The 12,034-nt window shown below is 70.3% G+C and carries 9 protein-coding genes and 1 tRNA gene; 5 read left to right on the top strand and 5 right to left on the bottom strand.

From position 1 onward, the window contains the following. Positions 1-122: 122 nt before the first annotated feature. Positions 123-1,310 carry an NAD(P)/FAD-dependent oxidoreductase gene (locus OG953_RS23860; protein ID WP_405686726.1) on the bottom strand — a complete coding sequence of 396 codons (1,188 nt, stop codon included), beginning with the start codon at positions 1,308-1,310 and terminating at the stop codon, positions 123-125. A gap of 225 nt (positions 1,311-1,535) precedes the next feature. Here OG953_RS23860 and OG953_RS23855 point away from each other — a divergent pair, with 225 nt between their 5' ends. The 5 genes from OG953_RS23855 to OG953_RS23835 all read left to right on the top strand — a co-directional run bounded on the left by OG953_RS23855 (position 1,536) and on the right by OG953_RS23835 (position 5,301). Further along, positions 1,536-2,396, top strand: a complete 861-nt coding sequence (locus tag OG953_RS23855) for an ABC transporter permease (RefSeq protein ID WP_405686725.1) — start codon at positions 1,536-1,538, stop codon at positions 2,394-2,396. Positions 2,397-2,456: 60 nt separating this feature from the next. Beyond that, the gene (locus OG953_RS23850; protein WP_405686724.1) at positions 2,457-3,206 is read left to right on the top strand and encodes an aspartate/glutamate racemase family protein; all 750 of its coding nucleotides are present in this window, start codon (positions 2,457-2,459) and stop codon (positions 3,204-3,206) included. A 132-nt stretch (positions 3,207-3,338) separates the two neighbouring features. Next, on the top strand, positions 3,339-4,325 hold the full coding sequence (locus tag OG953_RS23845) for a TauD/TfdA family dioxygenase (RefSeq protein WP_405686723.1): 987 nt from the start codon (positions 3,339-3,341) through the stop codon (positions 4,323-4,325). Between the two features lie 31 nt (positions 4,326-4,356). Next, positions 4,357-4,575: an MbtH family protein gene (locus OG953_RS23840; RefSeq protein ID WP_405686722.1), complete on the top strand. Its 219-nt coding sequence runs from the start codon at positions 4,357-4,359 to the stop codon at positions 4,573-4,575. A gap of 159 nt (positions 4,576-4,734) precedes the next feature. Then, positions 4,735-5,301 carry a hypothetical protein gene (locus OG953_RS23835; RefSeq protein ID WP_405686721.1) on the top strand — a complete coding sequence of 189 codons (567 nt, stop codon included), beginning with the start codon at positions 4,735-4,737 and terminating at the stop codon, positions 5,299-5,301. A gap of 183 nt (positions 5,302-5,484) precedes the next feature. Here the strand turns inward: OG953_RS23835 and OG953_RS23830 are convergent. The 4 genes from OG953_RS23830 to tmk form a co-directional block, all read right to left on the bottom strand. Continuing rightward, positions 5,485-5,558, bottom strand: a tRNA-Thr gene (locus OG953_RS23830). Positions 5,559-5,677: 119 nt separating this feature from the next. After that, a complete protein-coding gene (locus OG953_RS23825; protein WP_405686720.1) occupies positions 5,678-7,204 on the bottom strand; it encodes an alpha/beta hydrolase in 1,527 nt (508 codons plus the stop codon). A 110-nt stretch (positions 7,205-7,314) separates the two neighbouring features. Beyond that, a complete protein-coding gene (locus OG953_RS23820) occupies positions 7,315-8,520 on the bottom strand; it encodes a DNA polymerase III subunit delta' (RefSeq protein ID WP_405686719.1) in 1,206 nt (401 codons plus the stop codon). 185 nt (positions 8,521-8,705) lie between these two features. Next, positions 8,706-11,888 carry a dTMP kinase gene (tmk, locus tag OG953_RS23815; protein ID WP_405686717.1) on the bottom strand — a complete coding sequence of 1,061 codons (3,183 nt, stop codon included), beginning with the start codon at positions 11,886-11,888 and terminating at the stop codon, positions 8,706-8,708. Positions 11,889-12,034: the final 146 nt, after the last annotated feature.

Raw genomic sequence — 12,034 nt, 5'->3', positions numbered from 1 at the left:
GGGATGTTCTCCTTGTCCTCCTCGGGAGTTGAGCACTGAGAAGAACGGTAATGATCCATCCCCGTGGCGTGCGTCCCGCTCAGGAGTGCTCTTGCCCTGTAGCTCTCCAGTACGACGCCGCATCAGACCGCCAGCTGGTCGAGGAGCTCCTCGGTGTAGAAGTCGTCGATCTCGATGGCGCCGGAGAGCGTGGAGAAGTAGCCGTCCACCAGGTCCTGGTCGTGGGCGATGGCCCGCAGCATGGCGAGGTGCTCGGGCGACGTGGAGAGCCCGGCGACGGTGAGAGTGCCCTGGTAGCCGTCGATGAGCTGGTCGTCGCGATCCCGCTCATAGCGCGCGAGGCCCGCGGTGAGCCGCACCTCGTCGTGCAGGTCGGAACCGACGTGTCCGGCGAGCAACTCGGCCTGCAGGAAGGCGTCCATCATGCCGCGGGCGGTGATGGAGTCCTTGTGGTGGCCGGCGTCCCCGACCAGGGCCCAGCCTGCCCCGGCCGCCTTGCGGAAGAAGTTCTGCTGCTCGCCCGTTCCGTACAGGCGCTCCACCTGCCGCCCGGACCGCAGCCGCTCGTACAGGGCGGGCGCGTTCTCCCTAATACTCTCGATGTACGCCGCCGACGCGTCCGCCTTGACCCGGCCGAACTCGGCCTGCGGGAAGTAGGCGCCCACCAGGGTGAGGCCGTCGTTCGTCGGCAGGGTGCCGATCCACCGCGAGGGCGCCTCGGCGAGCTCGAAGTGGGCGGGCACGCCCTCCCAGTAGCTGTAGTAGGCGCAGGAGAGCCGGGGGTCCTCAACCGTCATCGGCGCCCCCACCTTCGCGGCGATGGTGGACCGCATGCCGTCCGCTCCGACGACGAGGCGGGCACGCTCCTCGACCACGCCTCCCCCGGGCGTCCGGTAGCGGACCCCGACGACTCGGTCGTCGGAGGTGAGGACGTCCTCGACCTGGCAGCCCTCCTGGAAGTCCACGCCCGCCCTGATCGCTGCCCCCGTCAGGACCGGATCGAGCAGGTGCCTTCGCGGTGCGTACGCCGCGCGGAAGCCATCCACCGGCTGTGAGCAGCCGGTCAGTTGGATGTCCTCGGTCCGGTAGGTCACACGGTCGACGGGCGGGCACCCGGTGGCCACCACGTCGTCGAGGACGCCCCAGCGGGCCAGGCGCGCCACTCCGGGCTGGTGGATGTAGTGCGTGGACAGCGTGTCCTTGGGCCACCGCGCCTTCTCAAGGAGCAGGACGCGATAGCCGTTGCGGGAGAAGAGCATGGCTGTCGGCGCACCGGCGCAACGGGCGCCGACGACGATGACGTCGTACATGATCGGGGCCTCCTGTACCGGAACTCGGCCGGCCCGACGGGCCTCTCCGCGTCGGACGGCACCGGCGCGCCCGGTCGAGGACCGATGGTAGGCAGCCGGAATATTGCGCCCTTATCGACCCGGTGGGAGCCCCGCACAAATGGATGCGATATGCCACCGATATCTCCGACTCCTATGGTCCGACAGACCAGCCGTCCCCGGCAGGTGCTCAGAGAAAGGCTCGCCATGGGCCGCTCAGGGCGACTTCGGACAGAGAAGAAGATGACGATCACTTCCGTGCCGACGAATGAGCGGAGCGGCGTGGGCGAACGGAGTCGGAAAGTCTCGCCGGTTGCCGCGGCACGCCATTCCCTGGTCATTGCCCGACGGAATCTCGTCAAGGTGATGAACGACCCGGAGCAGCTCGTCGACGCGGTAGTCATGCCGATGGTGCTCACCGTCGTCTTCGTCTACCTGCTCGGCGGCGCCATCGGGAACAACCGCGACGACTACCTGCAGTACCTGATGCCGGGGATCATGGCGCAGGCCATCGGCTTCTCGTCGCAGGCCACGGGCGTCGGCCTGAACGTGGACTTCAGCACGGGCGTGATGGACCGCTTCCGTTCGCTGCCCATCGCGCGCTCCGCGGTCCTGACCGGACGAGTCCTGTCCGACACGGTCCGGCTCCTGATCGGCCAAGTGTTCCTGCTCGCCTTCGCGTTCGCGATCGGCTTCCGCGTGCACACCGGCGTCCTGCCGGCCGCCGCCGCGGTGCTGCTCCTGATGTTCTACGGCATGGCGCTCGGCTGGGTGTCGGCGTACATCGGTCTCGTCCTGCGCAACCCGAGCACCGTGCAGTCGCTCGGCTTCATCTGGATGATGCCGCTGCAGTTCACCAGCTCGCTGTTCGTGCCGACCGACACCCTGCCGAGCTGGCTGCAGGTGGTCGCGGAGGTCAACCCGACGACCTTCGTCATCGACTCCTGCCGGGGTCTCCTCAACGGTGGCCTCTCCACGTCCGACCTGTTCGGCGCGATCGGCTGGCTGACGCTCCTCATAGCGATCTTCGCACCGCTCGCCGTCCGCCAGTACCGCCGCCGCTCCTGACCCCGAACCGGGTGCCCGCAGGGCCCGACGAGCGAGCCTGACCGAAGGATTGATTGACAGATGGCTGCCGTAATGGGTGACCGCGGCGTGTTGGGCGTCCTTGGCGGCATGGGGCCGCTGGCCTCGGCCGAGTTCATCAAGAACATCTACGCGCAACGTCGCGTGGACCGCGAACAGGACATGCCCCGGATCCTGTTGGACTCCGACCCGATGTTCCCCGACCGCACCCGGGCCATCCGGAGCGGCGTCGACGACTACCTCAAGGAACGCCTCTGCGCCCGCCTCGCGGGCCTGACGAGGCAGGGCGCGACCACGACCGTGGTCACCTGCTTCACCGCGCACCACTTCCTGCCCGAGGTCGAACCGGTACTGCGCCGGAACCTGGTGTCCCTCGTCGACGTCACCCTGGACGGACTCGTCTCGGCACCGGGCCGCTTCCTGCTCCTGTGCACATCGGGATCGCGCGAGGCGCGCATCTTCCAGAACGCGCCCTCCTGGCCCGCGGTGGAGAGCCAGATCGTCCTGCCGGACAGCAGGGACCAGGAGTTGGTGCACCAGATGGTGTACCGGATGAAGCTGCACGGGCCGATGCCCGGCATCGTGCCCACCATCGACCTCCTGGTCCAGCGGTACGACTGCACAGGCGTGGTGTGCGGCTGCACGGAGTTCCACCTGGTCTCCGGAGCACTCGCCGCCCGGTACGGCGAGGCCAACGTGATCGACGCGCTGCGCTCCATCGTGATCGGCCTGCCCGAACTGCTCGGCGACCGGCGCTCCCACAGCGGCCCGGAGCATGCCACGACCCGCTGATCGGCTCGGCGATATCGATTCGAAAGTGACACTCACTAACTTCTGCACTGTTACCGCATCACAATTTCTGTGCCATCGGCACCGGGTGCGGCATTCGGTATGGAGACTTTCCCCGGTGGAGGGCGGTTCGGAATGTCAACAACTATTGGAACGGAAGCCGGAGCACCGGCCCTGGTACTTGATCCGGTCGATTCCGCTGCCCTAGGCACATTGGCCGAGCAACTGTGCGGCCTGTCCACGGACCGCATCGACGACCCCGATTGGGTGGCTGCTGCCCGCAACGCCCTGCACGACACACCCGCCGCCTTCCGCAGGTCCCTCAGCAACTTCCGCCGCGACTCCGGCAGCAGCGGCTCGATGCTCCTCGGCGGACTCCCGGTGGACCCGGATACGGTGCCCGAAACGCCGACGGTCCCCGGCTCGGTCCAGCGGACGGCCACCGTCCCTGCGGCCCTGCTCATGCTGACGGCCTGCGCGCTCGGCGACCCGGGCGCGTTCCTGGCCGAGAAGAGCGGCGCGCTCGTCCAGGACGTCGTCCCGGTCCCGGCGCAGGAGGAGTTCCAGGGGAACGCGGGCTCGGTGGAGCTGTCGTTCCACAATGAGAACGCCTTCCACCCGCACCGCCCTGAGTACATCATGCTGCTCTGCCTGCGGGAGGACCACGAGCGCCGGGCGGGACTGCGCACGGTCTGCACCAGGGAGATCCTGCCGCTCCTCGACGACACGACCCGCGCGTGCCTGTCGAGCCCGGAGTTCGAGACGGCGCCCCCGCCGTCGTTCGGCGCCGGCACCGCGAGCGCCCCACCGCACGCGGTGCTCTTCGGCGACCCGTCGGACCCGGACCTGCGGGTCGACCTGGCGGCCACCAAGCCGCTGACCACGCGCGCCGCCGACGCCCTGGGGGAGCTGCAGCGCCTGTTCGCCGCGACCGCGCGCACGGCCTACCTCATGCCCGGCGACCTCGCCATCGTCGACAACCGAGTCACCGTGCACGGACGTACCGCGTTCACACCTCGCTACGACGGCCGGGACCGCTATGTGCAGCGCACGTTCGTTATGACGGATCTGCGCCGGTCCCGCGCCTACCGCCCGGGCGACGGCTACGTACTGGAAAACTGACCCCCTTCCCGACACCTGAGAGGTGCACACAGTGAGCAACCCCTTCGAGGACAATGACGGCCGCTACCTGGTGCTGACCAACGACGAGGGCCAGCACTCGATCTGGCCGGCGTTCGTCGCGGTCCCCGACGGCTGGACCGTGGCCCTGGCCGAGGACACCCGCCAGGCGTGCCTCGACTACGTCGAGCAGAACTGGACGGACATGCGCCCCAAGAGCCTGGCCGCGCAGATGGACGCCGCCGGCGCCTGATCCGGCGCACTCGCCTCAAGACGCCAAGGGCACCGGACGAAACCCCCGTCCGGTGCCCTTGGCGTCTTTTCCCCCGAGAAGCGTCATACGGAAGTATCACGGGACATCTCCCTCCCGCAGGTGATGCCCTGAGAAGGCCGTTTTTCTACCGTGGAGGTGTTGGCAGACCCCAAGCACCGAGGAATCGACATGGCCGGCTTCGCCCACCCCCGCTCTCTCGAGGTCCACGGACTACTGCGCCGGTGGGTGCGCGACCCGGCCACCTTCGGCCTGGCGAGCCTCCCTCTGGCCCTGATCGCCGTGCCGATGGCCCTCATCGGCCTGGGCCGCACCGCCGCGCGCTGGCAAGTGCGTCTGGCCGACCGTCACGCCTTCGCGCACTCCCCGAGGCCCGGCAAGTCCCCCGGCTTCCTGCGCGTGATCGGCCACAGCTTCGCGGTCCTGATCCCGGCGGTGGTGTGCTTCGTCGCCACCGCCATGCTCCTGGTGGGCTTCTACATGGGCTATCTCTACTTCCTGCGCCCCGACGCGATCAGCGCCATCGGCCACCCCTTCAGCGCGGACTCCCTCTTCGACACGTCCTGGGGCGGCCCCACCCTGGCCGGCGCCTGGCTCGCCCACTCCTCGGTTGTCTTCGCGGCCCAGATCGGCGGCTTCCCCCTGATCCGAGGCATCTCGGTCCTCCAGGCCCGGCTGACGCAGCGGATGCTGAACTGGCGCTGGTGATCCGGTCCCGAGATACACGTGCGGTAGCGGCAGATCCGGGCGGTGATCTCGTCGGCGGTTTCGGTTCACCTGAACGGGTGGGCCTCGACGGGCCGTTCCACCAGGAGGCTTAGCCTGCCGACAAAGGGAGCGAGAAAAGCAAAAGCCCCAGGTCACGGCGAGTGAGTCCTGGGGCTTTCACGGAGCCGCCTTCGGGATTCGAACCCGAGACCTACGCATTACGAGTGCGTTGCTCTGGCCAACTGAGCTAAGGCGGCACACCCTGTCGCACCATGGTGCGATCAGCAGCGTCGCCAAGTCTACACAGTTTCCGGGGGTGCTCCGTACCAGCCCGACTCTGGACCGTTTTCGCAGGTCAGTGGCGGGCCGGGTGGGATCAGGAGCACTGCTTGCCGTCGCTCGGCGGGGTGCCGTCCAGGAGGTAGGTGTTGATCGCCGTGTCGATGCAGTCACTGCCGCGGCCGTACGCCGTGTGGCCGTCGCCGCGGTAGGTGAGAAGGGTGCCGGAGGAGAGCTGGCCGGCCAGGGACTCGGCCCACTTGTACGGGGTGGCAGGGTCGCGGGTGGTGCCGACCACCAGGATCGGGTCGGCACCCTTCGCCTCGATGCGGTGGGGGGTGCCGGTGGGCCGAGCCGGCCAGTGGGCGCAGTTCAGGGCGGCCCAGGTAAAGGTCCTGCCGAAGACCGGGGACGCCTTCTCGAAGCCGGGAAGCGCCTGGGCGGCGGCATTGGCGTCGGCGAAGGCGGGCGGCAGGTCCAGGCAGTTCACGGCGGCGTTGGCGGACATCAGGTTCGCGTACGTGCCGTTCGGTTCTCGTTCGTAGTAGCTGTCCGCCAAGGAGAGCAGGCCGGAGCCGTCGCCCTGCTCGGCGCCGGTGAGGGCATCGCGGAGCTGGGGCCAGGCCGACTCGTCGTACATGGCGGCGATGACTCCCGTGGTGGCGAGGGACTCGGTGAGCTCGCGGGAGTCGCCGGTGGGGATCGGCCTGGCGTCGAGCCCGGCGAAGAGCTGCTTCAGGCGGGTGGCCGCGTCGGCGGTGGAGGTGGTGCCGAGCGGGCAGTCCGTGTTCTTCACGCAGTCGGCGGCGAAGGACTGGAACGCGGTCTCGAAGCCCGCGTTCTGGTCGCGGTTCACGTCCACGGCGGGGAGCGACGGATCCATCGCACCGTCCAGGACCAGGCGGCCGACCCGGGCGGGGAAGAGCTCGGCGTACGTCGCGCCGAGGTAGGTGCCGTACGACGCCCCGACGTAGTGCAGCTTCTCGTCACCGAGCAGGGACCGCAGCATGTCCATGTCGCGGGCCGTCTCGACGGTGGAGACATGCGGAAGGATCTCGCCGGAGCGCCGCTCGCAGCCGCTTGCGAACTCCTTGTAGGCGCCGCTCAGCTCGTCGACCTCGGTGGCGTCGTCCGGGGTCTGGTCGACCTGGGTGTAGGCGTCCATCTGCGGACCGGTGAGACATTCGACAGGTTCGCTGCGGGCCACTCCGCGCGGGTCGATGGCGACCATGTCGTAACGGGCCCGGACCTGGGCGGGGTAGCCGATGGCCGCGTAACTCTGGAGATAGCCGATGGCCGAACCGCCGGGGCCGCCCGGATTCACCAGGAGGGAACCGATCCGCTCGCCGGGTCCGGTGGCCTTCGTGCGGGAGACGGCCAGCTTGATGTCGCCGCCGTCCGGCTTCCCGTAGTCCAGGGGCGCCTTCATCGTCGTGCACTGGAATCCCTCGACGCCGCAGTCCCGCCAGTTCAGCTGTTGCGCGTAATACGGCTTGAGCGCGGCGGGGGCCGATGAGACGGACGGCGTGGCGTTCGTCGAACTTCCACTGCTGCAGCCGGAGATGAGGAGGCCGGCAGTGCCGAGCGCGGTGGCAAGGATACGGAGCGAGCGCCTGGTGTCCATCCCCGGAGCGTAGTCGCCGCATGACGGCTCGCCCGCTTCTCTGCTCGTACGGGTGAAAAAGCAGTGACAAGTGGCTTGAGCAGCGGCGATGAGTGACAAGACCAGTGGCGTCAGCCCGCGCGCAGCGCCATCGTCATCGCCTCCACCGCGAGCAGCGGCGCCACATTGCGGTCCAGCGCGCGGCGACAGGCGATCACCGCCTCTATCCGGCGCAGGGTTCGCTCGGGCGTGGAGGAGCGGGCGATGCGGTCGAGGGCGTCCTGTGCGTCCGCATTGGCGATGGCGATCCGCGAGCCCAGCTGGATGGCAAGTACGTCGCGGTAGAAGCCGGTCAGATCGGTGAGAGCGAGATCGAGGCTGTCGCGCTGGGTACGGGTCTTGCGGCGCTTCTGTCTGTCCTCCAGCTCCTTCATCACCCCCGCCGTGCCGCGCGGCATCCGCCCCCCGGCGGCAGCGCCGAGCGCGGCCTTCATCTCTTCCGTCTCCTTGGCGTCGACCTCCTCCGAGACCTGCTTGGCGTCATCGGTGGCGGTGTCGATCAGCTCCTGGGCGGCCTTGAGGCAGCCTCCGATGTCCTCGACCCGCAGCGGGAGCTTGAGCACGGCGACACGACGGGAGCGGGCCCTCTCGTCGGTGGCGAGGCGGCGGGCCCTGCCGATGTGGCCCTGGGTGGCACGGGCGGCGGACGCGGCCCGCTCCGGATCGATGCCGTCGCGCCGGATCAGGACGTCGGCGACAGCGTCGACCGGGGGCGTGCGCAGTGTGAGGTGACGGCAGCGGGAACGGATGGTGGGCAGCACATCTTCGAGGGAGGGTGCGCAGAGCAGCCACACCGTGCGCGGCGCGGGCTCCTCGACAGCCTTCAGCAGGACGTTCCCCGCGCCTTCGGTGAGCCGGTCGGCGTCCTCCAGAACGATGACCTGCCAGCGGCCGACGGCCGGGGAGAGCTGGGCGCGGCGGACCAGCTCGCGGGTCTCCTTCACACCGATGGAGAGCAGATCGGTACGGACCACCTCTACGTCGGCGTGCGTACCGATGAGGCTGGTGTGACAGCCGTCGCAGAAGCCGCAGCCCGGTGCGCCGCCCAGGGCGCGGTCGGGGCTGGTGCACTGGAGGGCGGCGGCGAAGGCCCGGGCGGCGGTGGAACAGCCGGAGCCCGGCGGGCCGGTGAACAGCCAGGCGTGGGTCATCTTCGACCCCGGAGGCACCGGCTCCCCCGCGGAGTGGGCGGTGACCAGCGCATCGGCGTCCCGGGCGGCGGCACCGAGCTGCTCCTGCACCCGATCCTGACCGACCAGGTCGTCCCATACGGTCATGGGTCACCGCCCTTCCGGTGGTGTGCGGCTGCGCGGCTGTCCTGTGATGCGGCCGCGCAGCTGTGATGTCACTGCTTGTCGATCCGGCTTACCCGATCCGACTCCCATTGTGGGGGACGGGTCTGACAATCCCGGCAGCACCGCAGTCCGGCTGCCGGGCAGGCCCGCCCGGCAGCCTCCGCGGATCAGCGGCGCGGGCGCCGTCCCCGGCCCGATGGGCCTGAGCCCTCGTCGTCGCGGTGGTCGCCCAGCAGCTCGTCCGCCAGCGTCGGAAGATCGTCCAGCGGGGTCTCCTCGGCCCAGTCGGGGCGAGGGCGCCGACCCCGGCGCTCCTGGTGTTCCTGACCGTCCCAGTGGTCCTGAACCGGCTGCGGGGCGACCGCATGCGGGTCGCCGATCTGCGGAAGCTCGCGCGTGCGCTCGTTCTCGCTCTCCCGGGCGGAGTCGACCGGGCGCTCGTCACGGAAGATGCCCCGCGGAACCCGGTCTGCCGGATTCGCGTACCGGGCGTCACGAGCAGCCCGGGCGTCGCGCACGTCCTGTACCGGAGGAAGAACCGCCGTCTCATCCGCGGCACCCGCCGCGCCAGGGCGCTCGGACCGGTCGGACCGGTCGGACCGGTCGGACCGGTCGTGGATCTTCGGAATCATCGCCGTCTCGGCCTCGTCGGAGGGCGAGGGCGGGGTGACCGGCGAAGGCACCGGCTGCGTCACATCGTTCGGGTTGACGATCGGTGTCGGCACCGTGATCTCGCTGTCCGGTACGGACGCTGCCGCAGCCGCCTCCGCCCGGGCCGCCTCCGCCTCGGCCTGCCGACGGGCTTCCTCGGCCCGCAGCAGCGCCTCTTCGGCCTTGCGCTGCTTCTCCAGCCGCCGCGCCTCGGCCTCCTTGCGCAGCCGGGCCTCCTCCTCGGCCTGCCTGCGCAGCCGGGCCTGCTCGGCCTCGCGGGCCGCTTCCTCGGCCTCCAGCCTGGCCCTCTCCTCCTCGGCCAGACGCCGGGCTTCCTCGGCCCGCTGCCGGGCCTCCTCCGCCTGGCGTTCGGCCTCACGCCGGCGTGCCTCCTCCAGCTCCCGACGCTTGCGCTCCTCCTCCTCGGCGCGGAGCTTGGCGAGCTGTTCCTGCCGCTCGCGCTCCAGCCGCTCCTCCTCGGCCTTGCGGGCCGCCTCTTCCTCGGCCTTGCGCCTGGCCTCTTCCTCGGCGGCCTTGCGCGCCTCCTCCTGGGCCTTGATCTCGGCCTCGGAGAGCGGGAGGAGCTGGTCGAGCCGGTGGCGTACGACCGTGGTGATCGATTCCGGATCCTGGCCCGCGTCCACCACCAGATAGCGGGTCGGGTCGGCCGCGGCCAGCGTCAGAAAGCCGGACCGCACCCGGGCATGGAACTCGGGCGGCTCGGACTCCAGCCGGTCGGGCGCCTCGGTGAACCGTTCCCGCGCGGTCTCCGGGTCGACGTCCAGCAGCACTGTCAGATGCGGTACGAGTCCACTCGTCGCCCAGCGCGAGATGCGGGCGATCTCGGTCGGGGAGAGGTCACGGCCCGCGCCCTGGTAGGCAACGGACGAGTCGATGTAGCGGTCGGAGATGACGATCGCGCCCCGCTCCAGCGCCGGACGGACGACCGAGTCGACGTGCTCGGCGCGGTCGGCGGCGTACAGCAGTGCCTCGGCCCGGTTGGAGAGCCCGGCCGACGACACATCGAGCAGGATCGAGCGCAGCCGCTTGCCGACCGGGGTCGCGCCCGGCTCGCGGGTGACGACGACCTCGTGGCCCTTGGCGCGGATCCACTCGGCGAGCGCCTCTACCTGGGTGGACTTGCCGGCGCCGTCGCCGCCCTCCAGGACGAGGAAGAAACCGGTCGCGGCGGGGGCGACGGCCGGGTCGCCGCCGCGCAGTGCCTCGCGCAGATCACGGCGCAGCGGCACTCCGGAGCGATCGTCCGTCTTGGCGAGGACGATCACGGCAACGGGCAGCAGCAATGCGCCGATCAGCATCAGCGCGAAGGCCGCTCCACCGTGGGCGAAGACGAAGTCACCGGAGGTCAGCCGGTGCTCGCCGATCGCGGCGGCCAGCAACGGGCCCGCGAGCGCGCCGAGCGCGATGAGGACTCGTACGACGGCCTGGAGGTGTTCGGTGGTCCTGGCTCGGCGGAACTCCTCGGTCTCCTGGTCGACCAGGACATGACCGGTGCCGGCCGCGACACCCGCCGAGTATCCGGCGAGCACCGCGATCATCAGCACGGTCGCCGTGTCCGGCACGAGTCCCATGGCAAGGAGTGCGACGCCCGTGACGGCGGTGGCCAGCGCGAGCAGCCGGCGCCGCGACAGCGCGGGCAGCACCTTCCCCGCGGTTCGGATGCCGACACCCGTGGCTCCGGTCAGGCCGAGGATCAACAGGGCGAAGGTGGCGGGGCCGCCGCCCAGGTCGGCGGCGTGCAGTACGGCGACGGCGGCAGCGGCGGCAATGGCTCCGGCGACTGCGGCAGAGGCGCCGACGATCAGCGGCACGGATCCGGTGCGGCCCTTGTCGGGTCCGCTGCCGGTCGACGGCCGGCGCAGGCCCTCCAGCGGCGAGCGCGGGCGGGGCGTCTGCGAACCGGGCAGTTCCAGGAAGTACAAGGTGGAGATCGAGGCCGAGAAGAGCCCGGCCGCGACGTACGAGCCGAGGGCCGCCTGGTGGAGCGAGAACCACTCCAGGCCCGAGCCCAGCAGGTTGCCGATGAGCGTGGCGATCAGCAGGACAGCGGCGGCGACCGGAATGGCGGCGAAGTCGGTACGGATGGAGAGCCGGCGCAGTGCGTCGAGGTGGTCGGGCAACGGACGTACAGCGGCGCCTTCGGGGGGCGGGGCGGGCAGCAGCGCGGGGGCGGCACCGTCCTTGGCGACCGTCCACAGGCGTTCGGCTGCGCCGACGACGAAGACGGTGATGAGGATCATCATGAGCGCCTTGTCGGGCATCCAGTCGATCCACAGCGGTGCGACGACCAGCAGCGCGAGCCGCAGCCCGTCCGTCCCGATCATCAGCCACCGCCGGTCCAGCGGTCCTCCTGGCGCGGTGAGCGTGGTCAGCGGCCCCAGGAGTACGGCCCCGAAGAGCAGGGTGGCAAGGATCCGGGCGCCGAACACCGCGGCGACGGCAAACGCCGCCCCTCGGTACCCGGCTCCGAATGAGCCCTCGAGGACCGCCGCTTGCAACGACATCAGCACCAGCACGAGAAGGGCGAGTGCATCGCCGATACCGCCGACGAGCTGGGCGCTCCACAACCGCTTCAGCGGGGGAACACGCAACAGGGCTCGTACGGCACGCTCGCGTGAGTCTGCGGCAAGTGTGTCGGAGGTGGGGCTCACGACCGTTGGCTGCTCGGCTCGCGTCATCCGCCCAGCCTATCCGGAGCGGCGGGGTCCCCGGAGGCCCCGCCCGAACATATGGGCGTCCGGGGGCGGGCATCTCCAGCCCCGCCGGCGATTGAGGGGGATTCCCGGCCCCTCCGGCGCTTGAGGAGCGGGGTCCGGGCAGAGCC

Origin of the sequence: Streptomyces sp. NBC_00057, assembly GCF_045041165.1 — a bacterium.
GTDB lineage: Bacteria > Actinomycetota > Actinomycetes > Streptomycetales > Streptomycetaceae > Streptomyces.
The sequence above is the reverse complement of the archived record's forward strand: the minus strand, read 5'-3'. Positions and strand labels throughout refer to the sequence as shown.